General features: G+C 61.5%; 22 protein-coding genes and 2 tRNA genes. 20 read left to right on the top strand and 4 right to left on the bottom strand.

Translation table 11 applies throughout. The features are described from left to right. Positions 1-196: 196 nt before the first annotated feature. From NKH30_RS07175 to NKH30_RS07125, 11 genes are all read left to right on the top strand, one after another. A complete protein-coding gene (locus NKH30_RS07175; RefSeq protein WP_352448373.1) occupies positions 197-1,099 on the top strand; it encodes a GntR family transcriptional regulator in 903 nt (300 codons plus the stop codon). A 119-nt stretch (positions 1,100-1,218) separates the two neighbouring features. Next, positions 1,219-1,575, top strand: a complete 357-nt coding sequence (locus NKH30_RS07170) for a DUF2946 family protein (protein WP_352502615.1) — start codon at positions 1,219-1,221, stop codon at positions 1,573-1,575. Positions 1,576-1,676: 101 nt separating this feature from the next. Beyond that, on the top strand, positions 1,677-2,213 hold the full coding sequence (locus NKH30_RS07165; RefSeq protein ID WP_352994719.1) for a copper chaperone PCu(A)C: 537 nt from the start codon (positions 1,677-1,679) through the stop codon (positions 2,211-2,213). A 25-nt stretch (positions 2,214-2,238) separates the two neighbouring features. Beyond that, the gene (locus NKH30_RS07160) at positions 2,239-2,757 is read left to right on the top strand and encodes a YcnI family copper-binding membrane protein (RefSeq protein ID WP_352994716.1); all 519 of its coding nucleotides are present in this window, start codon (positions 2,239-2,241) and stop codon (positions 2,755-2,757) included. Positions 2,758-2,813: 56 nt separating this feature from the next. Further along, positions 2,814-4,439, top strand: a complete 1,626-nt coding sequence (locus NKH30_RS07155; RefSeq protein WP_352994713.1) for a copper resistance CopC/CopD family protein — start codon at positions 2,814-2,816, stop codon at positions 4,437-4,439. Further along, on the top strand, positions 4,436-4,597 hold the full coding sequence (locus NKH30_RS07150) for a hypothetical protein (protein WP_352994710.1): 162 nt from the start codon (positions 4,436-4,438) through the stop codon (positions 4,595-4,597). The genes NKH30_RS07155 and NKH30_RS07150 overlap by 4 nt, the downstream gene beginning before the upstream one ends. Further along, on the top strand, positions 4,579-6,003 hold the full coding sequence (gnd, locus tag NKH30_RS07145) for an NADP-dependent phosphogluconate dehydrogenase (protein WP_352994707.1): 1,425 nt from the start codon (positions 4,579-4,581) through the stop codon (positions 6,001-6,003). Before NKH30_RS07150 ends, gnd begins: the two co-directional genes overlap by 19 nt. Before the next feature lie 316 nt (positions 6,004-6,319). Further along, the gene (locus NKH30_RS07140) at positions 6,320-6,832 is read left to right on the top strand and encodes a hypothetical protein (protein WP_352994704.1); all 513 of its coding nucleotides are present in this window, start codon (positions 6,320-6,322) and stop codon (positions 6,830-6,832) included. Positions 6,833-7,259: 427 nt separating this feature from the next. Beyond that, the gene (locus NKH30_RS07135) at positions 7,260-8,528 is read left to right on the top strand and encodes a hypothetical protein (protein ID WP_352994701.1); all 1,269 of its coding nucleotides are present in this window, start codon (positions 7,260-7,262) and stop codon (positions 8,526-8,528) included. 34 nt (positions 8,529-8,562) lie between these two features. Further along, a tRNA-Arg gene (locus tag NKH30_RS07130) sits at positions 8,563-8,660 on the top strand. 305 nt (positions 8,661-8,965) lie between these two features. Then, positions 8,966-9,063: transfer RNA gene (locus NKH30_RS07125), tRNA-Arg, on the top strand. Positions 9,064-9,119: 56 nt separating this feature from the next. Here the strand turns inward: NKH30_RS07125 and NKH30_RS07120 are convergent. Further along, positions 9,120-10,265, bottom strand: coding sequence for a hypothetical protein (locus NKH30_RS07120; RefSeq protein ID WP_352994698.1), 1,146 nt, complete (start codon positions 10,263-10,265; stop codon positions 9,120-9,122). A 320-nt stretch (positions 10,266-10,585) separates the two neighbouring features. Then, positions 10,586-11,635, bottom strand: a complete 1,050-nt coding sequence (locus NKH30_RS07115; protein ID WP_352994695.1) for a LacI family transcriptional regulator — start codon at positions 11,633-11,635, stop codon at positions 10,586-10,588. Positions 11,636-12,029: 394 nt separating this feature from the next. Between NKH30_RS07115 and NKH30_RS07110 the strand changes: the two genes are divergently transcribed. The 7 genes from NKH30_RS07110 to mgrA all read left to right on the top strand — a co-directional run bounded on the left by NKH30_RS07110 (position 12,030) and on the right by mgrA (position 19,476). Further along, entirely contained in the window at positions 12,030-13,265 is a 1,236-nt protein-coding gene (locus tag NKH30_RS07110; protein ID WP_352994692.1) for an ABC transporter substrate-binding protein, read from the top strand. Positions 13,266-13,372: 107 nt separating this feature from the next. Then, positions 13,373-14,266 (top strand): carbohydrate ABC transporter permease, encoded by an 894-nt coding sequence (locus tag NKH30_RS07105; protein WP_023675221.1) that lies wholly within the window; start codon positions 13,373-13,375, stop codon positions 14,264-14,266. After that, on the top strand, positions 14,259-15,188 hold the full coding sequence (locus tag NKH30_RS07100) for a carbohydrate ABC transporter permease (RefSeq protein WP_023675222.1): 930 nt from the start codon (positions 14,259-14,261) through the stop codon (positions 15,186-15,188). The genes NKH30_RS07105 and NKH30_RS07100 overlap by 8 nt, the downstream gene beginning before the upstream one ends. Positions 15,189-15,193: 5 nt before the next feature. After that, positions 15,194-16,306: an ABC transporter ATP-binding protein gene (locus NKH30_RS07095; protein WP_352448362.1), complete on the top strand. Its 1,113-nt coding sequence runs from the start codon at positions 15,194-15,196 to the stop codon at positions 16,304-16,306. An 86-nt stretch (positions 16,307-16,392) separates the two neighbouring features. Next, positions 16,393-17,139, top strand: coding sequence for a sugar phosphate isomerase/epimerase family protein (locus NKH30_RS07090; protein ID WP_352980602.1), 747 nt, complete (start codon positions 16,393-16,395; stop codon positions 17,137-17,139). A gap of 12 nt (positions 17,140-17,151) precedes the next feature. Further along, on the top strand, positions 17,152-18,300 hold the full coding sequence (locus NKH30_RS07085) for a Gfo/Idh/MocA family protein (protein WP_352613089.1): 1,149 nt from the start codon (positions 17,152-17,154) through the stop codon (positions 18,298-18,300). A gap of 129 nt (positions 18,301-18,429) precedes the next feature. After that, positions 18,430-19,476 carry an L-glyceraldehyde 3-phosphate reductase gene (gene mgrA, locus NKH30_RS07080; protein WP_352502630.1) on the top strand — a complete coding sequence of 349 codons (1,047 nt, stop codon included), beginning with the start codon at positions 18,430-18,432 and terminating at the stop codon, positions 19,474-19,476. Between the two features lie 82 nt (positions 19,477-19,558). Here mgrA and NKH30_RS07075 read toward each other — a convergent pair whose 3' ends face one another. Continuing rightward, positions 19,559-19,855, bottom strand: coding sequence for a DUF2934 domain-containing protein (locus NKH30_RS07075; protein WP_352994689.1), 297 nt, complete (start codon positions 19,853-19,855; stop codon positions 19,559-19,561). Positions 19,856-20,035: 180 nt separating this feature from the next. Between NKH30_RS07075 and NKH30_RS07070 the strand changes: the two genes are divergently transcribed. Then, complete coding sequence (locus NKH30_RS07070) at positions 20,036-20,386, top strand: hypothetical protein (protein ID WP_352502632.1); 351 nt, start codon at positions 20,036-20,038, stop codon at positions 20,384-20,386. Between the two features lie 91 nt (positions 20,387-20,477). On the opposite strand, the gene NKH30_RS07065 is transcribed toward NKH30_RS07070, so the two are convergent. Beyond that, a complete protein-coding gene (locus NKH30_RS07065; RefSeq protein ID WP_352539430.1) occupies positions 20,478-21,566 on the bottom strand; it encodes a S1 family serine peptidase in 1,089 nt (362 codons plus the stop codon). 390 nt (positions 21,567-21,956) lie between these two features. Here NKH30_RS07065 and NKH30_RS07060 point away from each other — a divergent pair, with 390 nt between their 5' ends. Next, positions 21,957-23,039, top strand: coding sequence for a trypsin-like serine peptidase (locus NKH30_RS07060; RefSeq protein ID WP_352474872.1), 1,083 nt, complete (start codon positions 21,957-21,959; stop codon positions 23,037-23,039). Positions 23,040-23,123 lie beyond the last annotated feature (84 nt).

Genomic DNA, 23,123 nt, shown 5'->3' with positions numbered 1-23,123 from the left:
ATAATGTCTTTTATCGTGAAAAAACATTTTTGCGCAATTGTTTTTTCGCCAGAGCGCGACGCGTCTTTTGGATGCGAGAAGTAGGCTCTACAACCAAAACTAGCGTTGCGCATGATGTTTTCCGAAAAGGTACCGGTTTCATGCGCGAGAAACGCTTCACACTGGCCGCAAACGCCGATGCGCCACGGGGCAGGGGATGTCGAAGAGCAACAACGTTTACAAGGACGCCTATAATCGCGGTCTGAGGCTGCTCGACGAAACCAGGAGCCTGCCTTCGGAGCCGGAGCTGGGTACGCTGCTCGGCGTCAGCCGCACGACGGTCCGCACTATCCTTGCGCGCATGGAAGAAACCGGGCTGATCGATTGGAACAAGCGCAGCAAGACGGTCCTGCGCGAACCGCGACCGGACGATTTCTTCCCCGAGGAAGAAACCGACACGCTGGCCGAGATCATCGAGCGCTCCTTCATGCGGCGGCTGCTTGCCAGCGGTGCCGAAGCCGGCATGCAGATCAACGAGCTCGAACTGGCGCGTGAGATCGGCGTCGGCACCACCAGCGTGCGCGAATTCCTGATCCGCTTCTCGCGCTTCGGGCTGATCGAGAAGCGCCGCAACAGCCACTGGGTGCTGAAAGGCTTTACCCGCGCCTTCGCGCTGGAGTTGACCGAAATCCGCGAGATGTTCGAACTGCGCTCGGCCGCAGCCTTTGCCGCTCTGCCCGAGGACAGCCCGGTGTGGGCCGACCTCGACCGCCTGGAAGACGAGCATCACCGGCTGGAGCGCGAGATCGCCGTGCGCTTCAACGAATTCTCCGAGCTTGACGAGCGCTTTCACCGGCTGATCCATCGGGCGTCGCACAACCGCTTCATCGTCGATTTCTACGACGTCATCGCCATGATCTTCCACTACCACTACCAGTGGAACAAGGCGCAGGAGCGCGAGCGCAACGAAGTCGCGGTCCAGGAGCATCTCGCCTATATCGCCGCGCTCAAATCGCGCGATCTCGCCAAGGTCGACGCCGCCTGCCGCAAGCACCTGAAATCGGCCCGCCACACGCTGCTGACGTCCATTCCCGAGGGCAGGCAGCCGCAACGCGCGTGATTGTGTTGCGTTGCCGCAGCAGCGTTTTGGCGATTTTCCGGCCGCCGGCTCCGTGCTAGAGAGCTGACGTTGCTGCGTGAAGAGGCTGGTTCTTGACCATACGCCGGAGACGATGGAGCATGCCGGTCGCGTTCGCCGCGGCGTGGCTTTTCATGCTCCAGTCGATATTCGGCGCGTTTGCTTCCGGCGTCGCACCCAACGCCTCGCAATTCGATGCTTTCGGCAACACGATCTGCACCCATGACGGTGCGGCGCAACTCCCCGCCGGCGATCCGCATCAGCAGCACATGCCGGCTTGCTGCATGCTTGGCTGCAACCTCGTTTCGGCGGTCTACGCGCCACCCGATGCCGCCGGGAGCCTGGCTCGCAGCCTTTCCGTCGAAACCATCGCCTTTATCCTGCCGGCCTTCCGGCATCGCGATTTCGCCCGCGCCCGCACTCCATCCAATCCGCGTGCACCACCGGCGACGGCCTGATCCGTTCTGGTTCGCGCCGCGCAACGCTTTGCCGGCGCGTTTATTGACATCGTTCGCGACCGGCCATCGGCGCGATCCCCCTTAAAGTCCACGGAGCAATCATGTCTCACTCTTTTCGCGCTGCCGCATCCAGCCGCAGGCGCTTCGCACTGGGTCGTTTCGAGCAGCGTCTCGGCATCGCCCTTTGCGTTCTTGCCCTCCTGTTCGCCAGCGCCCAGACGGTGTTGGCACACGAGTTCAAGCTTGGCGATCTCGAGATCGGGGACCCCTGGTCGCGCGCCACGCCAGCCGGCGCCAAGGTGGCCGGCGGCTACTTCACCATCACCAACACCGGCAGTGCGGCGGATCGCCTGCTGTCGATCACCTCCGACATTTCGGCCAAGGCCGAACTGCACGAGATGGGCGTCAGCAATGGCGTGATGACGATGCGGCCGGTCACCGGCGGCCTCGAAATCCCGGCTGGCGGCAAGGTCGCATTGGCGCCCAACGGCTATCATTTGATGTTCATGGATTTGAAGCGGCAGCCCAAGGAGGGCGAAACGTTCTCCGCCACGCTGACCTTCGAGAAAGCCGGGCCCCTGCAGATTGAATTCGCCGTGCAAGGCATCGGCAGCGCGGCGCCCCAGGACGACGACTGACTTGGCCGCTTCGAGAGGTACCGTCATGAAGAAATCTCTTTTGCCCGGCTGCGTGCTTCTTGTCCTCGGGACCAGCGCGGCCTTTGCCCACATCACGCTCGAAACGCCGGAGGCGGCGGTGGGTTCGACCTACAAGGCGGTTCTTCGGGTGCCGCATGGCTGCGAGGGCAAGGCGACGACCGCGCTGCGCGTGCAGATCCCGGAAGGGGTGCTCTCGGTCAAACCGATGCCGAAGCCGGGTTGGACACTGCAGGTCAAGAACGGCAAATACGAAAAGTCCTACCAGCTCTACGGCCAGGCAGTGACCAGCGGCGTCAAGGAGATCGACTGGAGCGCCGGCAGTCTGCCGGACGAATTCTACGACGAATTCGTCTTTCGCGCGACGCTGGCGTCCGACCTGCCGGCAGGCCAGACGCTGCATTTCCCGGTGGTGCAGGAATGTGATGGCGTTGCCGATCGCTGGATCGAGATTCCGGCGGCCGGGCAGGCTGAGGACGCGCTGGAATTTCCGGCGCCCGGCCTCAAGCTGCTGCCGAAGACGTGATCCTTACGCGGCGCGCCCTATCCGAAAGAGCGCGCCGCTGTCTTTGTGGCGGTGACATGAGCGCGGCATCCATCCTGCGAACGGCCTGCACAACCGGCCGGCTTGCTATCGGCCTGCTGGCTGCGATTGTGCTGCTTGCCACCATTGCCGCGCCAAACGCAGCCTTCGCCCACGCGGCGCTGATCAAGGCCGAGCCGGCTGACGGTGCGGTGCTGGCGCAGAGCCCGTCGCAGATGTCGCTGACCTTCAGCGAGCCGGTTTCGCCGCTGGTGCTGACACTGGTGCGGCCCGACGGGACGTCGATCCCGCTGAGCTCTTTCCGGCTCAGTGGCCAGACCGTCGAGATCGACAATCCGCAGGCGCTGACGTCGGGCACGCATGTGCTGAGCTGGCGGGCAATCTCCGCCGACGGCCATCCGGTCGGCGGCTCGGTGCTGTTCTCGGTCGGTGCGCCGAGTGCTGCGCCGGCCGCCTCCGAGGCTGTCGACCGGGCGCTTCGAACGGCGATCTGGATCGGCAAGGTTTTTCTATACATCGGCCTGTTTTTCGGTGTCGGCGGTGCCTTTGCGCTAGGCTGGCTGGCGCAAGGCGGCCGATCCGGCCAGAACATGATCGTCGCCGCGATCCTGTGCGGGCTGGCCGCCGCACTTTTGTCGCTCGGTTTCCAGGGGCTGGATGCACTCGGCGCCCCGCTTGCCCGCCTGGCGCAGCCGGTCATCTGGCAGACCGGGCTTGGCACCAGCTTCGGCTGGACGGTGCTGATCGCGCTGATGGCGCTCGGCCTGAGCCTATTATCGCTGGTCATGCCGCCCGCCGACGCAAAGCCGCTGGCCTTGGCCGGACTGGTTGGCGTTGGCGCAGCACTTGCCGCCAGCGGGCATGCCAGTGCCGCCGAGCCGCAATGGCTGACCCGGCCGATGGTGTTTCTGCACGCCACTGGTATCGCGATTTGGTCCGGGGCGCTGGCGCCGCTCGGTCTTGCCTTGAAACGGCAGCCGGACAAAGCCGGGCCGTTGCTGCGCCGGTTTTCACGAGCGATCCTGTTCGTCGTGGCGGTGCTTGCGGCAGCCGGCATCATGCTCGCCGTCATCCAGGTGCAAACGCCGTCGGCGCTGGTCCATACCGCTTACGGCCGGCTGCTGCTGCTCAAGCTGGTGCTGCTGGTCTTTCTGTTCACGCTCGCCGCCGTCAATCGCTTCAAGCTTACGGCCCCGGCTGAGGCGGGCGAAACGGAAGTCCAGCGGCGGCTGGTCCGCTCGATCGCCATCGAGGTGCTGATCGTGCTGGCGATCTTCGGCGTTGCCGCCGGCTGGCGCTTCACGCCGCCGCCGCGCGCGCTGGCGATCGCCGCGGCACAGCCGGCGTCGGTGCATATCCACACGCTGCAGGCGATGGCCGATCTCAGCATTGCGCCCGGCCATGCCGGGCTTGTTGCCGCTTCGATCTTCATCATGACCGGCGATTTCGGCCCGCTCGACGCCAAGCAGGTAACGCTGGTGCTGTCAAAGCCCGATTCCGGCATCGAACCCATCAAGCGCCCGGCGACGAGGCTTGGCGACGGCACCTGGCGCGTCGACGATCTCGTCATTCCGGTCGCTGGCCGGTGGACGGCGCGGCTCGATATCCTGGTCTCGGATTTCGAGATGGTGAAGATCGAAGCGCCGATCGATATCCGGCCATGAAGACAGCGCTGGTCGGCGCAACACAATTCGGCGAGACGGTTGACGCGGCCTTGAAGGCCCGTCAATCATCGTCATCAAGAATGGGCATCCAACCCAATCGCGGCTCAAAGCAACAAGATCCGAAAGCAGGGAAGAAACGATGGAAAAAGCCGAAATAGGCCTGATCGGCCTTGGCACGATGGGCTCCAACCTGGCGCTCAATATCGCCGAGAAGGGGCACCGCATCGCCGTCTTCAATCGCACCGCGGCGCGCACCGATGCCTTTGTCGAAAATGCCGGCGCGCTTCGGGATAGGGTGGTGCCCTGCTACAGCCTCGAAGAACTGGCCGCCGCGATCCGGCCGCCGCGGCCGATCATCATCATGGTGCTGGCCGGCAAGCCGGTCGACGAGCAGATCGCGGCATTGCGCGGCGTGCTGTCGGCCAACGACATCGTCATCGACGCCGGCAATGCCAATTTCCGCGATACGATGCGTCGCTTCTCCGAGCTTACCGATTCGGGCCTGACCTTCATCGGCATGGGCGTGTCCGGCGGCGAGGAGGGCGCACGCCACGGTCCCTCTATCATGGTCGGCGGCACCGAAGAGTCCTGGAAGCGCGTCGAAAAGGTGCTGACCGCGATCTCGGCCAAGTTCAAGGGCGAGCCTTGCGCGGCGTGGCTTGGCACCGACGGCGCCGGCCATTTCGTCAAGACCATCCATAACGGCATCGAATATGCCGACATGCAGATGATCGCCGAGATCTACGGCATCTTGCGCGACGGGCTCGGCATGGGGCCGAAAGAGATCGCCGAGGTGTTTTCCCAGTGGAACACGGGCAGGCTCAATTCGTACCTGATCGAGATCACCGCCAAGGTGCTGGCCGCCGACGATCCCAAGACCGGCAAACCGGTGGTCGACATCATCCTCGACCGCGCCGGCCAGAAAGGCACCGGCAAATGGTCGGTGATCGAGGCGCAGCAGCTAGGCATCCCGGCCACCGCGATCGAGGCGGCTGTGGCGGCACGCGTGCTGTCGTCGATCAAGGACGAGCGGCTGGCCGCCGAAAAGGTCTATGGCGGCGGCGTGAGCAAGATTTCCGCAGACAGGGACGCCCTGCTCGCCGATCTCGAGCTGGCGCTGTTTGCCGGCAAGATCGCCGCCTACGCGCAAGGCTTCGCGGTGATGAGCGGCGCGTCGAAGGAATTCAACTGGAACCTGCCGATGCCGGTCATCGCCAAGATCTGGCGGGCCGGCTGCATCATACGCTCCCAATTGCTGGATACGATGGCGGAGGCCTTCGGCGCCGGCGGCGCGGCCACCAACCTGTTGATGGCGCCGGCTTTCGTCTCATTGATGCAGGAGGCACATCCGTCGCTTCGCCGTGTCGTCGCAAGGGCGGCCGAAGCCGGCTCGCCGGTGCCGGCCCTGTCATCTGCACTTGCCTATTTCGACAGTTACCGGCAGGGCCGCGGCACTTCGAACCTGATCCAGGCGCAGCGCGATTTCTTCGGCGCGCACGGCTTCGAGCGCATCGATGGGCAGGGCGCTTTCCATGGTCCTTGGGGGAGCGGAGCGGCAGGCTAGCGCCGCGTTGCGGTCGCTTCATCAACCTTCCGGGAGTTCCTGAAGGCGGACAGTCTGCTCATTAGCCGGACGCCAGCATTTGAATGCAAACGAGCTGACATAGCCCGGCAAGCTCGCGCGGATGCCCCGCAGTCTAGAGACCTTGGTTCAGATAATAAGGATCGCAACCAGATAGCTTTCGTGCCACAAAGAGGTAAGAAAAAAGGTAGCCGGCAGTTAACTCAACTATAAGTTGTCGTTAGATTGTAATTCCGCGATTGCGTTCCTGGAATATCTCAGGTCAGCTCCAGAGCCAGTTTACATCAATGGATCTCTAATGAGTGCGCGCTTATCGACTGCCATTAGGATCGGGGAAGCCGCAAAGGCGATCTTTCGAAAAACTCAGAGCTTTCCAAGTCGAGAATTCGGAGAGCGTGCAGACCTGAGCGAACGCGAACACGTCGGTGTAGAACCGATGCTTTTGGCGCTTTCGATGGAGCTGGCACTCAAAGCGTGGTTCGTCTTCGACCACGACGATCCAAGAGTTGTCAAATCGCACAACCTGATGAAGCTGTTTGATCGCCTAAAGCCCGAAAGCCAAGAGAAACTCGACGCTGAGTTCAAAAGGTCAGTGGTCCCGTATCATCCCGATGGTTTCTACATCGACTACAGCATTCGTCACATTCTGCATCAGCACCAAGATGCCTTCACCGACTGGCGCTACTTTCACGAGGCGAAGAAATCGATGATGTTCGATCAGGGTGCTTTTGAGGCAACGCTCGAAATGGTGCTCCGTGAGTTCGAGAAAAGATATCGCATTGAGCGGGTGAAGCCGCTTTGGCCATCCTGAATGCAGTCCGGATCGGAGGCCCCGATGCGGCATTGAATGCTCGTTTCGAGCGGTAGCTTCGGACCGGAGCTTTCCGTGCCGGAGCGAGGGGCTAACGACCGCAACGAGGGGAGTAGCGGCCGGGCGGTAACGCGCCGCATCTCGGCCATAGCGATCCGCGTCGCCCAAACCTGAAAGCGGTCGTCATCGGCGGCGACGCTGGAAGGCACTAAAATGCCCTTCACGATCGACCGCCCAAGATAATCGGCTATAACTTGCTGCCTCCATAATGGCCTTCTGTGACCGTTCGTTCGCGAAGATGGTCGAAGGTGCTGAAAAGACTGGGCCGCCATGGATGCCGAGAAACAGTCACCTAATATTTGCATTTCGTAGAATCTGGAAACTGGGTAGTAGAAGATGGAGGTCATCTCCCCTAGGATCTAGTGTAATGGACACCGAGCTTCTCGATCTTCTGCCGTTCATCGACACTGGGGAAGCCATCCCCGCGGATGTAATGCTGCGGCTGTTGAATAGCGTACAGGACCGTGCTGGCGGCGAACCCCGGCGACGTGCGGCAAACGAGATCCTAAGCGGTGCGGGCGATTACCTCCCTGGGCGGGGTTATCTCTCCGACTTCATTTCTGGAAAGCTGTCACAGATAGAAGCGGTCGCGATCATCTCCGGCAGGAAGAAGTATCTGGAAAGGATGTGGTGTCTACTGCCAAGCATCCTCAAAATCCTTGGTGTCCGCGAAGGGCGCAGCCTCAACTCCATAATGCTGCGCATCGACGATTGCTGCCATGACTTTCCGATCGTCGCAAAATCAGCCCACGAGAAAAAAGTCAGGAAGGCAATTCGGACGGATGTCGCTCAAATCAGAGATTTGGCGCAAGAACTGCGGGCGGCCGTGGAGAAAGCGGAAAGGCATATTAATCACGAGCTCGAGCAGCACGTCGCGATCCTGAGGGACAAGCAACAGGGGGCGCCCAGCTGGAGATCGGGTGTCGAGGTGTTCAACCAACAGCTTGATTGGCTCAGGGTGGCTGCCGACATCGCGCTCTATCGCGATGATGTTGGGGAAGATGGATTCTATGTCGGCGACAACAAGGCCAAGACCCATATCGTTGAATGCGCATACAACATGGCGATCTGGTATGGGCAGCCAGCCTTCGTCACCACACCGGGTTCGGATTTTTCGTTGTTATGTGCGTTGCTGTTTGAGCTTGCAGGCGGCGGGCAAGACGCCAGCCTAGCCGGCGCCATCGGTAAATTTGCCCGAAGCACTCTTCGCAAAAAACTCGATTCCGATGCAGAAGAATCGCGGCAGGAAAACAGCAACGATTATTTGAAACCGCATGAGGAAGATAATTTCCTATACGTCACAAGGAGGATCGAAGAGCTGACAGGCGAAGCTCGCTTCTGGAAGGCGATGATGGAAAGCCGCGCGTGGGATGATACCGCCAAGTATCATCTCAGCCGGAGGCTTATCGCTGTTTTGGAAGACATCCGGGACGCCAATCAGCGCCATGGCCCACACCGGGTCTGGAGTGATCCGATCGACGAAGGTGAGCTTGCGCGCTTTGTCCTCCAAGAACGTGAAAGGGACGCAGCGCTGCTCCAATTGGAAATTGAGACCGGTAGGAAGCAGCGCTCAGTTGATCTCATTTTGGCCAAATGGCGAAAACCGGATCAACACGGCGGCGGAAAACCGCGGTAGAAATCTACCGATGTTCGGCACGCCGGGCACATCACGCAGCGTAGCTCAATGGGATAGAGTCCCCGCTTTCTACTGCCACCGCAAACGCGGTAACAGGGCGGGAAGATGCAGGTTCAACTCCTGCCGCTGCGTCGATCACCGCGCGGAAGACGTAAAGTGTTTGGCTACCTGTGCTTGCTGCTGAATGTCTTGCCAAGATGTGCTGGATGCGCCTCCTTGAGCCTGTCCAGAAGGATCGATCTTCTAGCCCAGGATGGGGCTGCAGGTCAGACGCCGCCCGAAGTGTGGAAATTCTGCGACGCTGTCGCCGCTCTCGCCGCCGGAAATGGCGCCGGTCTATGCCGTAGTCGACATGAATCCAAAACCCACTTTCGATTCACGTCAACACAGGACTAACGCTATCTGGTACTGATTGCGTATCGGTGGAAGCACCGTGACGCGACGTAGTTCAACGGAAGAACACTCCGCTTTCTACTCGACTGGCAGCGCTCAGTCGGGGGTGGTGAGGCTGTAGGTTCGAATCCTACCGTCGCGTACGATATCGGATATTCAGGCAAACGGTCCTGCGGAGTGTGGACGGCGCCGAAATTATCAAACGTTGCGCCCTAGGCGACGAGACCTGCCAAGCGCAATTTCAGCTTTCACAAGCCGATTGTGCATTTCCTCCAGATCCTCGAAAGCGGGGCCATAGGCACGCATCATCTGTGAACCCCAGACTAAGTGGGGACCGTTTTCAAGAAGCGTTCGTTGTAGCCTTTCCAGGACATCGGCTCTGCGTTTGAGCAGCTCGCGTCGGGAGAAGACATCCCAGTCGCGGGACTCGACTATCTCCTCCCAAAATGTGCACTCATTCTTGAGCTTTGCGGTCTGCTCTTTGACGGCGGCGAAGTTATCCGTCTCGTACGCACGCATTCCTTCGTCGCTGTTATCCCACCGGAATGACTGTTCCTCCTCGAAAATCTCTTTCCGGCTCGAGCTCTTCGCAAACCTGTTAATGGCTCCCGCGAGTCCGACGTCGTATTCACCACTGGCGATCTCATACAGAAGGCTACATGCTGTCGCAAAATCTGAACCTGGCGTGGTGACGAAAGCAGGTGCGTTCTGCGAAAGTGAAATCTGGTAGATACACTCGACAGCCCGGAATTTTGGCCTGTTGTCAGTGACAATGAAACCACCGCCCCCGATCCGCTCACGGTACAGAACTATCTCTGCGACCACAGATAGCCGCTTCAGATCGGCCCGAAATGGCTCAAACGAGTCCCCAAAGCGATCGACTTCGGGCGTCCGAGCAATGGCTGTCTTGTGGTGATTGAACTCAATGTCGATATGGTGTCCGAACTCGTCGAGCCGCACGACAAGATCCGTGACTGCACGTAAAACTCGCTGAAGACCGGAGGCGATCTCTTTGCGGACTCTTTTCTCGTGAGGCGTCGTCTTGATGGCGGCAAAATCCCTGCAAAAGTCATCGATCTGGCGAAGAACAGACTCCAGACTTCCGCTGTCTTTCACATCAAAAAAGGACAAGAGAGCAGGAATCAGAGAAGCCGCTCGCGTGATGTAAGCCTTTCGGTGGCGAATTGCCTCTAGCGCTTCATCATCTGTCCCCCGGGCAGAGATAAACCAGGATAGTTCAATCGGGTGAAGATAGACGCCTGCTTCGGACATGATCTCCCCAGCCGCGTGACGATAATCCGAATCGTCTCGCGCACGCCCAGCCGTGTTGAAAACCTCGATCATCAAGTCGATCGGGATCGGCAAGTGAGAGTCAATGTATGGGGCCAGTCTCGATAGCATCTTCGCGAAGTTCGTTAGGGTTCGTGAAAACCTGTGTTGTTGCTGTGTGGACTCCTCGTACCGACCCAATTGAACGACAACGCAAGATTACGTTCAATGTCTGTCGCAGCACAATCGTCCGGCCAAAGCGGATAGTCAGCTTGCGGCCCCAAGGTTGCCAGTCAGCAGCGCGCATTTTGCAGCCAAGTGGAATCACTTGGCGCCGCAGAAATGCGGCTATGACAAATAGATGGAGCGGGAGTTCACTTTGAACGTATCCCGCTCTAGTCGGGGCGGCGATAGGCCTGCACTTCGCCCGGCTCGCTCAGGCTTTGCAGGGTGCCGGGTGCGGCGCCGCCGATCCAGCCCAGCACCGAGCGGGCGAGTTCGGCGCCGGCCAGTCGGAAGTTCTCGTTGACGACCAGCAATTCGCTGCGAAACAGGTGCAGAAGCTCCGACGATTGTTTGGACACCACATCGACATCGCGGCCAAGCTTGAGGCCGGCGTCTTCGATGCCGGCGACGATGGCGAGCGTCGCGGCGGCGGCGCTGCTGATGAAACCGTCCGGGCGGCTTTCGCGGCGCATCAGCTGCGCGGTCCGCATTCTGATCTGCTCGATCGAATGATCGATCGAAACGGTGTTGAACGGGATTTCGCTGGCGCCGACCTCGCTCAGCGCATCGGCAAAGCCGGCGAGCGTGTGGCCGTGATAGGTCAGCTCGACCGGCGGCGCCAACAGAGCCAGGCGGCGGCGGCCGAGGCCGGCCAGATGGCGCACCGCCTCGGCTGCGAAAGCGTAATTGTCGAAATCATGGTAGGGATGGATCAGCCCCATATCGGTGCGGCCATGCGTGGCAAAGGGGATGCCGCGCTCCAGCATATAACGGGCCCTCGGATCGTTCGGCTGCGTGCGCGAAATGATGACGCCGTCGGCTGAACCGGTTTCCACGAGGTAGCGGATCGGGTCGAGCGGATCTTGCGAGCGCGAGTAGGGTGTCACGATCAAATGGTAGGGCGTGTCGGCAATGACTTCGGAAACGCCGTAGATGATATCCGAGACAAAGCTCATGATCTCGTGCTCGGTGTTGAGCACCAGGCTGATGACATTGGTCTTGCCGGTGCGCAGGCGGACGCCGGCACGGTTGGGCCGATAACCGATCTGCTTGGCGACAAGCTGGACGCGCCGCCTGGTCTCGGCGCCGATCTCGGGCGCATCCTTTAGCGCGCGCGACACGGTGGTGACGCCCAGCCCGGTCATGAAGGCGAGCGTCTTCAGTGTCGGTCGGCCCCGGCCCGACGCTTCGTCGGCCTTCTCTTCTTGATGCCTGTTCATTCATCCCGCCCCGTCAGGCGCATAACAGTTGCCGGACAGGCCGGCAATCGGCCGGCCGCGGGTTCGCCGCGGGCCCTCACCGAATGAAACCGCTATATACTGAAACGTTACAGATTGTCACTGCCGTGGCGATATCACTGGTGACAGGCGCAAAACGAGCGGCACTCCGGTCGGCGCAAAAAAGAGCGACAGAAGGAGCTTTTCCGGTTTTCTGGCGTCGCAGCATTGCATTTTGCAGTGCAACCCCTCTTGTTGCGATGCGGTAGGCCGACGAGCCGCGCGATTTTATTCGCGCTTCGAAAAAACTTGATGCCACCTTCGCCTGAGGGGTTGCGCGCCTTAAGCAATTGCCGTATCGAAAATCTGTAACGTTTCAGATTCTGGGAGGAACGAAATGCGATACCAACTCATGACTGCTGCTCTGGCTACGGTCGCGCTGCAATTTGCCGGCCCGGCGGCCGCGACGGATCTGGAAGTCACCCATTGGTGGACCTCCGGCGGCGAGGCGGCAGCGGTCGCCGAACTCGCCAAGGCTTTCGACGCAACCGGCAATCACTGGGTTGACGGCGCCATCGCCGGCTCCGGCGGCACGGCACGGCCGATCATGATCAGCCGCATCACCGGCGGCGACCCGATGGGCGCGACCCAGTTCAATCACGGCCGGCAGGCGGAAGAATTGGTGCAAGCCGGGCTGATGCGCGACCTCACCGATCTCGCCACCAAGGAAAAGTGGACGGAAATCGTGCAGCCGAAGAGCCTGCTCGACGGCTGTACCCTCGACGGCAAGATCTATTGCGTGCCCGTCAATATCCACTCCTGGCAGTGGCTGTGGCTGTCGAATGCGGCCTTCAAAAAAGCCGGCGTGCCGGTGCCGAAGAACTGGAATGAATATGTCGCTGCGGCGCCCGCGCTTGAAAAGGCAGGCATCCAGCCGCTCGCGGTCGGCGGGCAGCCCTGGCAGGCCTCCGGCGCTTTCGACGTGCTGCTTGCGGCGGTAGGCGGCACCGACGCCTTCCTCAAGGTCTACAAGGACAAGGACGCGGAATTCGCCGCCGGGCCCGAGGTCGCCAAGGTCTTCAAGGCCGCGGACGATGCCCGCAAGATGGCCAAGAACACCAATGTGCAGGACTGGAACCAGGCCACCAATCTGGTCATCACCGGCAAGGCGGGCGGCCAGATCATGGGTGACTGGGCGCAGGGCGAGTTCCAGGTTGCCGGTCAGGTCGCCGGCAAGGACTATACTTGCCTTCCGGGCCTCGGTCTCAACGAGATGATCGCCACCGGCGGCGACGCTTTCTACTTCCCGCTGCTGAAGGATCCCGAAAAATCGAAGGCACAGGAAGTGCTGGCCCACACGCTGCTCGATCCCAAGACGCAGGTCGCCTTCAATCTCAAGAAAGGTTCGCTGCCGGTACGGGGCGACGTCGACCTCAAGGCGGCGAACGACTGCATGAAGAAGGGGCTCGAAATTCTCGCCAAGGGCAATGTCATGCCCTGGACCGACCAGCTGCTTTCGCAGGATACCCAGAAGCAGAAGGAGGATCTTTTCTCCGAGTTCTTCGCCAAGCAGGACATGACCGTGGAAGATGCGCAGAAGCGCTTCGCCGCCATTGTCGGTTCGGCCGATTGAGCGATCGACCGACCGCCTCACTCCCGCCCCTGCAAACGCAGGGTCGGGAGCTCGGGTCAAGGCCTCTTGACCCTCCGGCCCTTACCCGATCCAAAGCGGCTGTGCAGATGAGCAAGAGCGAACGCCCTAGCCAACTCTTTCGCAACCTCAATGCGAAGATCGCCTCGATCCCAATGATCCTCACAGCGCTGGTGATCTTTGTCGGCGGCAGCGCGTGGACGGTGCTTTATTCCTTCACCAGTTCGAAGCTCCTGCCACGGCTAAATTTCGTCGGGCTCGACCAGTACTACCGGCTGTGGTCGGTGCCGCGCTGGCTGGTCTCGATCGAGAACCTGCTGATCTACGGCGTGCTGTCGCTGCTGTTCTCGCTGGTGATCGGCTTCCTGCTTGCCGCCCTGCTCGACCAGAAGATCCGGTTCGAGGACACGTTCCGGACCATTTTCCTCTATCCCTTCGCCCTCTCCTTCATCGTCACCGGCCTCGTCTGGCAGTGGCTGCTCAACCCCGAGTTCGGTGTCCAGGCAGTGGTGCGCAGCCTCGGCTGGGAGAGCTTCAGCTTCAATCCGCTCTATGATTCCAGCATCGTCATCTACGGCATATTGATCGCCGCTCTCTGGCAGGGCACCGGGCTCATCATGTGCCTGATGCTGGCCGGCCTGCGCGGGATCGACGAGGATATCTGGAAGGCAGCGCGGGTCGACGGGATACCGACCTGGAAGACCTATCTGTTCATCATCATACCGATGATGCGGCCGGTCTTCATCACCACGCTCGTCATCATCGCTGCCGGTATCGTCAAGATCTATGACCTGGTTGTTGCCCAGACCAGCGGCGGGCCCGGCATCGCCTCCGAAGTCCCGGCCAAATATGTCTATGACTACATGTTCTTCGCCCAGAACCTCGGTCAGGGGTTCGCCGCCTCGACCATGATGCTGCTGTCGGTGATCATCGTCATCGTGCCGTGGGCCTATCTCGAGTTTGGAGGCAAGAAGCGTGTCTGACCATACCGTTTCCTTGCCGGCCGGCCCCGGCACGCTCGAAGCGTACGGGCCGAGCGGGCCGAAGCCGCGGCATATGTTCTCGCGCCGCAACATCTTCCTCTACGGCACGCTCATCGTGGTGGCGCTCTACTATCTTTTGCCGCTCTATGTGATGGTGGTGACGTCGCTCAAAGGCATGCCCGAGATACGCCTCGGCAACATCTTCTCGCCGCCGATGGAGATCACCTTCGAGCCATGGGTCAAGGCCTGGTCGAGCGCCTGCACCGGGCTCAACTGCGACGGGCTGTCGCGTGGCTTCTGGAATTCGGTGCGCATCACGATCCCGTCGGTGATCCTGTCGATCGCGCTCGCCTCGGTGAACGGCTATGCGCTTGCCAACTGGCGCTTCAAAGGTGCCGACACCTTCTTCATCATCCTGATCGTCGGCGCCTTCATCCCCTATCAGGTGATGATCTATCCGATCGTCATCATCCTGCGCGAAGTCGGCCTTTACGGCAGCCTCAGCGGCCTGGTGATCGTCCATTCCATCTTCGGCATGCCGATCCTCACACTGTTGTTCCGCAACTACTTTACCTCCATGCCGGAGGAGCTGTTCCGGGCAGCGCGTGTCGACGGCGCCGGCTTCTGGGGCATTTATTTCCGCATCATGCTGCCGATGTCGCTGCCGATCTTCGTCGTCGCCATCATCCTGCAGGTGACCGGCATCTGGAACGACTTCCTGTTCGGCGTCGTCTACACCCGCCCCGACACCTATCCGATGACGGTGCAGCTCAACAACATCGTCAACTCGGTGCAAGGCGTGAAGGAATATAACGTCAACATGGCAGCCACCATCCTGACCGGCCTGGTGCCGCTGATCGTCTATTTCCTGTCTGGAAAATTGTTTGTGCGCGGCATCGCCGCCGGCGCGGTGAAAGGATGATGGCGATGAACGCAAACGGCAGCATTGCGGCAAACGGCACCAGCGTCTCGATCCAGAACCTGTCGCTGAATTTCGGTGCGATATCGGTGCTGCAGACGCTCAACCTCGATGTTGCCGAAGGCGAATTCATCGTGCTGCTCGGCCCGTCCGGCTGCGGCAAGTCGACCTTGCTCAACTGCATTGCCGGGCTGCTCGACGTTTCCGAAGGCCGCATCTTCATCAAGGGCAAGAACGTCACCTGGGAAGAGCCCAAGGATCGCGGCATCGGCATGGTGTTCCAGTCCTACGCGCTCTATCCGCAGATGACGGTGGAGAAGAACCTGTCGTTCGGGCTGCGCGTTGCCGGCCTCGCCAAGGACGAGATCGCCAAGCGCATCGCCCGGGCCGCCGAGATCCTGCAGATCGAACCGCTTTTGCATCGCAAGCCGGCGGCGCTGTCCGGCGGCCAGCGCCAGCGCGTGGCGATCGGGCGCGCACTTGTGCGTGACGTCGATGTCTTTCTGTTCGACGAACCGCTCTCCAATCTCGACGCTAAGCTGCGCGCGGAATTGCGCGTCGAAATCAAGCTGCTGCATCGCAAGCTCGAGAACACCATGATCTACGTCACCCACGACCAGATCGAGGCGATGACGCTGGCCGACCGTATCGCAGTGATGAAGGGCGGCGTCATCCAGCAGCTCGATGCGCCGCAGACCATCTATAACCGGCCGGTCAACCGGTTTGTCGCCGGCTTCCTGGGTTCGCCGGCAATGAACTTCCTCGACGGCAGACTGGAGCAAGCGGCAGGCGACTGGCACTTCGTCGCCGAAGATGTGCGGATACCGCTTGCCACCTATGCTTTCGAGAAGGACCCGGTGCCAGGGCCGGCCGTGTTCGGCATCCGCCCCGAGCACGTGGCGTTCAACAGCGGCACGGGATGGCCGTTCGCAGCCACGGCAAATGTCGAGGTCGTCGAGCCCATGGGTTCCGACACGCTGGTCTGGCTGAAGCTCGCCGGCCAGAATTTCACGGTGCGGGTGACGGCCGAGCGCACGCCAAACAACGCCGAGGCGGTCGGCATCGGTTTTGACCCGATGCGCGCCTCGCTTTTCGACGCCGCCACAGGTAACCGCCTCTAGAGCATGATTTAGCCTCCCAAGACTCTTCTACTCCCGCAAGACTCATCCCCCCAAACTAACCATCCACAAGAAAACGGACAGAGACGATGAACTGGTCATTCCAACTTTACAGCGCCCGCAATTTCCAGCCCTGGGAGGGCGTGCTCAAGATGCTGGGGGAGCTTGGTTACAGCCAAGTCGAAGGGTTCGGCGGCGTCTATGACGATCCCAAGGCGTTCCGTGCCGAGCTCGACAAGAACGGGCTCGCCATGCCGACCGGGCATTTCTCGATCGACGCGCTCGAGAAGGATTTCGACGGCGTGTGCAGGACGGCCGACGCGCTCGGCATCACGCTGCTCATCTGCCCGTTCCTGAACGCCGAGTTCAGGCCGGCCGACACAGCCGGCTGGCGCGGCTTCGGCGAACGCCTGGCCAAGGTCGGCGAGACGGCCAGGAAAGCCGGCTATGGCTTTGCCTGGCACAACCATGATTTCGAGTTCAAGGCGCTTGCCGACGGTTCGGTGCCGCAGGACCATATCCTGTCCTCCGCGCCCGACATCGGCTGGGAGATGGACGTCGCCTGGGTGGTGCGCGGCGGCGTCGATCCGCTGCCCTGGATCGAGAAGCACGGCAAGCGCATCGTCGCCGTCCATGTCAAGGACCTGGCCAAGCCGGGCGAGGGCCTCGACGAGGACGGCTGGTCCGACGTCGGCCACGGCACCATCGACTGGCCCGGCCTGATCAAGGCGCTACGCGCCAAAAGCGCCGCGAAATACTACGTCATGGAACAGGACAATCCCAATGATATCGAGCGCTTCGCCCGCCGCTCGATCGCAGCCGCTAAGACCTATTAGGAGCACACCAGCATGGCAACAAAACTTGGCATCGGCGTCATCGGCTGCGGCAACATCTCGAAGGCGTATTTCTCGCTGGCACCGCTGTTTCGCGGCATCGAGATGCGCGCCTGCGCCGACATCAACATGGAAGCGGCGAAAGCGCGGGCAAAAGAGTTCAAACTGCGCGCCGAGACCGTCGAGGGGCTGCTCAAGGCCGACGATATCGACATCATCGTCAACCTGACCATTCCGGCGGTGCATTACGAGGTTTCGAAGCAGATCCTCGACGCCGGCAAGCACGTCTATTCGGAGAAGCCCTTCGTGCTGTCGGTCAAGGAAGGGCTCGACCTGAAAAAACGGGCGGAAAGCAAGGGGCTGCGCATCGGTTCGGCGCCCGACACCTTCCTCGGCGGCGCGCACCAGCTTGTCCGCGACCTGATCGACACCGGCAGGCTCGGCAGGATCACCAGCGGCACCTGTCATGTGATGAGCCATGGCATGGAGCACTGGCACCCCAATCCGGACTTCTTCTTCCAGCCGGGCGCCGGGCCGGTGCTCGACATCGGACCCTATTACATCACCAACCTGATCCAGCTGATCGGGCCGGTGAAGCGGGTCGCCGCCTTCGCTTCGATCCCGATGACGGAACGCATCATCAGCTCGAAGCCGCGCGCCGGCGAAAAGATCCCGGTCTCCACGCCAACGACGATCCACGGCGTGCTGGAATTCGAGAACGGCGCCGTGGTGACGCTCAACACCAGCTGGGATGTCTGGAGCCACGGCCACGCGCCGATGGAGCTCTATGGCGAGGCGGGCACGGTGTTCGTGCCGGATCCGAACTTCTTCGGCGGCGAGGTGCGCTACACCGATGCCGCCAAGCCGGTGAAGAAGCTGCCGAAATGGCCGCATCCGTTCGGCGTGCCCAACGAGATGCATTCGCAAGGCATGATGGCCAACTACCGCACCGCCGGTTTGGCCGACATGGCGATCGCGATCAGGGAAGGCCGGCCGCACCGCTGCTCGATGGAACTGGCGCTGCATGCCGTCGACGTCATGACCGGCCTGTTGCGTTCGGGCGAGACCGGAAAGTTCGTCGCCATGCAGACCAGCTGCGAGCGGCCCGCGGCACTCGGCGTCAAGGCGGCGAAGGAGCTGCTGGCGAAGCAGAAAACCAAGTAGGCGGCGCGCCTCCCAAGCACCGCAAAAAGCCTCTCCCCGTTTGCGCGAGGAGAGGCTAAGGGTGGCAAGCTCGACTGCCCCACTGTCGCGGCGGCAGCCGTCGGGCTCGTTTCGATTTGAGGATTTCCCATGCCGTATGTCCCCGCCGAAAACCGCTATGACAAGATGGTCTACAATCGCTGCGGGCGGTCCGGCCTGAAGCTGCCGGCGATCTCGCTTGGGCTGTGGCACAATTTCGGCGACGACACGTCGCATAGAACCAAGCAGGCGATCACGCGCAGGGCGTTCGATCTCGGCATCACGCATTTCGACCTCGCCAACAATTACGGCCCGCCGCCCGGCTCGGCGGAGCGGGCGTTCGGCGAGATCCTGCGGACGGACTTTGCCGGTTATCGCGACGAGCTGATCATTTCGACCAAGGCCGGCTACGAAATGTGGGCAGGGCCTTATGGCGAGTGGGGCGGCCGCAAATATGTGCTGGCCAGCCTAGACCAGAGCCTGAAGCGGATGGGGCTCGACTATGTCGACATCTTCTATTCGCACCGCTTCGACCCCGACACCCCGCTGGAGGAAACGATGGGCGCGCTCGATCACGCGGTGCGCTCGGGCAAGGCGCTCTATGCCGGCATTTCCTCGTATAATTCGCAGCGCACCCGCGAGGCCGCCGACATATTGAAGCAGCTCGGCACGCCTTGCGTGATCCATCAGCCGAGCTATTCGATGCTCAACCGCTGGGTCGAGGATGATGGCCTGCTCGATACGCTGGAGGGGCTCGGTGTCGGCTCGATCGTGTTCTCGCCGCTGGCGCAAGGCATGCTGACCGACAAATATCTCGGCGGCATCCCCGACGGCAGCCGCGCCAGCCAGGGCAAGTCGCTGCGCCCGGCATTCATCAACGACAAGTCGATCACCAATATCGAGGCGCTGAACGTCATCGCCCGTCGCCGCGGCCAGACGCTGGCGCAGATGGCGCTGGCCTGGGTGCTGCGCCGGGGCAGGGTGACGTCGGCGCTGATCGGCGCCAGCCGGCCGGAACAGGTCGAGGATTGCGTCGGCGCGCTGAAGGCGCTCGACTTCAGCGATGCCGAGCTCGCCGAGATCGACACCTTTGCCCGCGAGTCGGACATCAATCTCTGGGCGGCATCGGCCGAGCGCAAGGGGCCGCCGAGGAAGTAGGCGACGACGGTCTGCGGTCCGGTTTCATCGAAAAGACGCGGCAGCGCGAACTGGTAGCTGTCTTCGACACGGTGGCCAGCGGCTAACTTTCGGCTGCCTTGAGGTTCCGCGCGGCTTGCTCGAGCGTCGCCCTGTCGTTGCCCAGCCTGTCGATCAGCTCTTGCGCCTGATCACCGGTTATCCCGGTGCGCATCGCCAGTGCCTCGACCGTCAGAACGTCGGAGCTGGCGATCGTTCCCGCCGGAACGTCCGCGTCGTCGAGGCCAAGCTCTTGCTTCGCCTGCTGCCAATGACGCTCATGCGCGCCATCCGGGCGGCCCTCGCGCATCCAGATTTCATAGGCTCGCTGCCGAATCTTTTCATGCCGGTCATTGTCCATGACGGTTCCTCCCTTGTGGCGTTTTCACCAACGCGGGGAGCGCCGGAACGATCCTATGTTCAAGCCGATTTTGCAGGCAGAGCCGCGCTTCCAACGAACAAACACCGGACAGAATCGTTTTGCGGAGGAACCTGCACAGCGGGCACGCCGTTGATCCTCACCTGAGCAAAGGAGATTACCATGGCCGACGAACCAAACGAATCCGCAGCACCCAAGATGACTCAACGCGAAGCTCAGGAAGCCCTGGAGAAGCAGGTCGCGCAGCTGAGGCGCGAGATCAGCAAGATCAATCGGACCTTGGCCGAACGCGCGGAAGAGGCGATCGAAGACGCCGGCGGCTGGTATGACAACGCTGCCGAGCGCGCCTCTCGGACAGCACAAGCCCTGCGCAACAGGGCGCAGACGGTGTCGGGGGTGGTCCAGGAGAATCCCGGCACAATATCGTCGGCATTCATCCTCGGAGCGGCCGTAGGGGCGCTACTCGGCCTCACCCTGGCCGCCACAGATCAGCGCCGCGATCGCTGGTTCTAGTCCCGACCCCAGGTTTTTGGGACAGAACCGGGTTTTGGGACAGAAACAGAGGGATTGCTCCCGCTGTTCATTGGTTCAGCAATGACACCGGTCAGGGCGTGGCGGGCTTCTGCGCCGTGCCGAGGGCTTTGGGCGCTGCGGGCGCCGCCGTCTTCATCTTCTCCTCGATCCAGCCGGTGTAATTGGCCAGCCGCGTGTAGATGCCGTAGGCGTTCTTGTGGCCGCAGGCGGTACCGCCGTCGGCCGGACCTTCGCCCCAGCTGACGACGCCGACCTGCACCGGACCATCGGCGCCGGTCACGAACAGCGGTCCGCCGCTGTCGCCATTGCAGGCGTCGCGCTCGCCGCTGGCCGTGCCAGCGCAGATCATGTTGCCGGTCAGCGGATCGGCCATATCGGCCGCAATCGCGTTGGCGGCCGCCTCGATGCCCCTTTCCGAATAACGCATGCGGCGGGCGAGTTCGCCGAGCGCTGCCTTCAAATCATGCGCATAAATCGCCTTGATGCCGCTGTTGCAGGTTGCGTTCGGCTGGAGGTCCAGGTCGGCGACCATCAGTGCGGTGGGAAACGTTCCGTCCTGCATCTTGCCCCAGCCGGTGACCGTCGTCTTGCCGGCGTCTGGTGTCGGCTCACGGGCAATTTTGATGGTCGGGGCATCGGCCGGCGCGGCCAGCCGGATCAAGCCGAGATCGTTGTCCAGCGTCTGCTCGCTGTAGCCCTCGTTGACGATGATCTCCACCGCCTTGTAGCGCTTGCCCTCGCTCAGATCGGTGGCGCCGGTGAGCACGGTGACCACATCAGGCGAAATCGGCTCGCCGTCGTCATTGAGGCAGTGCGCCGCCGTCAGCACCCATTGCGGCGCGATCAGGCTGCCGCCGCAGAACTGCGCATTCGCCTGCGAGGCCGGGCTTTTGTCCAGTTTGCCGGTGGTCAGCAATGCCACCTGGAACGGGTAAGCGCCCTTCTCGGCCTCTTTGCCGCCGTAGACGCGATCGGCGCCGTCGGGGTTCTCCGCCCTGGCCTTGGCCCTGGCCTCGGCCACGCGTTTCATCGGCGAGATCGCCGCCTCCGGCCGGGCGGCCGCGTCCGTGGCATGAACGGAATTGACGGCCGGCAAGGCCGCCGCGATGCCGAGCAGCGCGGCGGCGGCAATCGGTCTGAACCTATGGATGATCTTCACCTCGAACCCCCTGAGACGATGTTCCCGACAGGTCAGTCGCCGACGCATGGTCCACTGAAATGGAACCGGCCGGTGAGATCATGCTCCACGGCGAAGCACGATCCGTCACAAAGCCGAGCACCATTTCTGCTAGTCGTGCTGTCGAGCCAACCCGCCCAAAATCCTATAGCCCCCCACGGGCTATGTGGAAGCAATTTGTCGTTGCCAATGTTGGATTATTTTAGGCAGTATACCGTTGCAGGCATTTTTGGCGGGGACCTAAACTGGCTGCACTGAATAATGGCCCGGTAAAGGCACCGGTAACCAATTTCATTTTTTTGCGCCACCACGATCTCGACAATATTTCTGTATCTTGATCCAGTCCTTGCTGACTTTTGGGAGAGTCTCACCATGACAAAACTGACACATAGCATTATTGCGTCCGCGTTGCTTTCCACCGCAATGTGGGCGGTTCCTGCCTTGGCTGCCGATCCAGGTTCCGCCAATGCCGGCAACGGCGAAAGCATGCGGGATGTAACATCGGGCGATTACAAGCCCGGCCGGGCGAAACCAATCGCCCCGCCGAAACTGACCGACGACGAGGCCAACCGCGCCGCGCCGCTCACCGACGAAGCAACGGCCGTCAAATCCTATGGCATCGTCGGCCGCTCCGCCGATGGCAAGGACATCAAGATTGACCCGAACGAGACGCTGAAGGACCTTGTCATCAAGGACATGAACGCGCCTGCCGACGGGCAGAAGTCCGACAATTCCGGACTGAGCGGAGGCGAAGAGGCCGGCCGTCAGGTGTTCGGCACGGACGACCGCGAGCAGATCAAGAATACTAAAACCTACCCATTCACCGCGATCGGCTATCTCGAAGGCAAATCGAAGAGCGGCAGCTATGGCAGCTGCTCGGCGACGCTGATCGGCCCGCGCACGGTGCTCACCGCGGCGCACTGCCTCTACAGCCACGAGGACAAGGCCTGGCTCGACGATATCCTGTTCGTGCCGGCTCTCAACGGCAAGACTGCTGACGACGCGCCGTTCGGCGCCTTCACCTATGAAAGCGCTTATGTCATCCAGGGCTTCATCGACAATTACCAGGGCTTTTACGGCTCGGTCGTGCCGTGGGATCTCGGCATCGTCACCCTGAAGCAGGATGTCGGCACCAACCTCGGCTGGCTCGGCTATGCCAATTATGACGACCTCGGCGATTTCACCGCCAACATCATCGGCTATCCCGGCGACAAGCCGATGGGCACGATGTGGAAGGCGACCTGCGAAGTGCATGCCGAAAACATCGCCACCGAGTATTTCCAGTACGACTGCGACACCTATCCAGGGTCGAGCGGCAGCTCGGTCTATGCCTATGACAATGGCTCCAAGCAGCGCGTCATCACCGGCGTGAACGTGGCCGAGAGCCCGGATGCCAATACCGCCGTGCGCCTGAACGCCATCAACGTCCAGTGGATCAACAGCCTGTACAAATAGGCCTGCAGAGTTTCCGCCGCGATCGTCGCGGAAAACCGGCCGGCGGCGGAGCATTTCCGTCGCCGGCTTTCGCATTTTCGGGAA

The sequence above is a fragment of the Mesorhizobium sp. M1273 genome (assembly GCF_040318195.1).
GTDB lineage: Bacteria > Pseudomonadota > Alphaproteobacteria > Rhizobiales > Rhizobiaceae > Mesorhizobium.
The sequence above is the reverse complement of the archived record's forward strand: the minus strand, read 5'-3'. Positions and strand labels throughout refer to the sequence as shown.

Excerpts from the sequence above, each read along its gene's own strand:
- NKH30_RS07070 (WP_352502632.1), top strand. The coding sequence starts at position 20,036 with ATGGCCGACGAACCAAACGAATCCGCAGCACCCAAGATGACTCAACGC.
- NKH30_RS07135 (WP_352994701.1), top strand. The coding sequence starts at position 7,260 with ATGGACACCGAGCTTCTCGATCTTCTGCCGTTCATCGACACTGGGGAA.
- NKH30_RS07165 (WP_352994719.1), top strand. The coding sequence starts at position 1,677 with ATGTCTCACTCTTTTCGCGCTGCCGCATCCAGCCGCAGGCGCTTCGCA.
- NKH30_RS07095 (WP_352448362.1), top strand. The coding sequence starts at position 15,194 with ATGAACGCAAACGGCAGCATTGCGGCAAACGGCACCAGCGTCTCGATC.
- gnd (WP_352994707.1), top strand. The coding sequence starts at position 4,579 with ATGGAAAAAGCCGAAATAGGCCTGATCGGCCTTGGCACGATGGGCTCC.
- NKH30_RS07170 (WP_352502615.1), top strand. The coding sequence starts at position 1,219 with ATGCCGGTCGCGTTCGCCGCGGCGTGGCTTTTCATGCTCCAGTCGATA.
- NKH30_RS07115 (WP_352994695.1), bottom strand. The coding sequence starts at position 11,635 with ATGAACAGGCATCAAGAAGAGAAGGCCGACGAAGCGTCGGGCCGGGGC.
- NKH30_RS07075 (WP_352994689.1), bottom strand. The coding sequence starts at position 19,855 with ATGGACAATGACCGGCATGAAAAGATTCGGCAGCGAGCCTATGAAATC.
- NKH30_RS07140 (WP_352994704.1), top strand. The coding sequence starts at position 6,320 with ATGAGTGCGCGCTTATCGACTGCCATTAGGATCGGGGAAGCCGCAAAG.
- NKH30_RS07150 (WP_352994710.1), top strand. The coding sequence starts at position 4,436 with ATGAAGACAGCGCTGGTCGGCGCAACACAATTCGGCGAGACGGTTGAC.
- NKH30_RS07155 (WP_352994713.1), top strand. The coding sequence starts at position 2,814 with ATGAGCGCGGCATCCATCCTGCGAACGGCCTGCACAACCGGCCGGCTT.
- NKH30_RS07105 (WP_023675221.1), top strand. The coding sequence starts at position 13,373 with ATGAGCAAGAGCGAACGCCCTAGCCAACTCTTTCGCAACCTCAATGCG.
- NKH30_RS07060 (WP_352474872.1), top strand. The coding sequence starts at position 21,957 with ATGACAAAACTGACACATAGCATTATTGCGTCCGCGTTGCTTTCCACC.
- NKH30_RS07175 (WP_352448373.1), top strand. The coding sequence starts at position 197 with ATGTCGAAGAGCAACAACGTTTACAAGGACGCCTATAATCGCGGTCTG.
- NKH30_RS07160 (WP_352994716.1), top strand. The coding sequence starts at position 2,239 with ATGAAGAAATCTCTTTTGCCCGGCTGCGTGCTTCTTGTCCTCGGGACC.
- mgrA (WP_352502630.1), top strand. The coding sequence starts at position 18,430 with ATGCCGTATGTCCCCGCCGAAAACCGCTATGACAAGATGGTCTACAAT.
- NKH30_RS07085 (WP_352613089.1), top strand. The coding sequence starts at position 17,152 with ATGGCAACAAAACTTGGCATCGGCGTCATCGGCTGCGGCAACATCTCG.
- NKH30_RS07090 (WP_352980602.1), top strand. The coding sequence starts at position 16,393 with ATGAACTGGTCATTCCAACTTTACAGCGCCCGCAATTTCCAGCCCTGG.
- NKH30_RS07120 (WP_352994698.1), bottom strand. The coding sequence starts at position 10,265 with ATGATCGAGGTTTTCAACACGGCTGGGCGTGCGCGAGACGATTCGGAT.
- NKH30_RS07110 (WP_352994692.1), top strand. The coding sequence starts at position 12,030 with ATGCGATACCAACTCATGACTGCTGCTCTGGCTACGGTCGCGCTGCAA.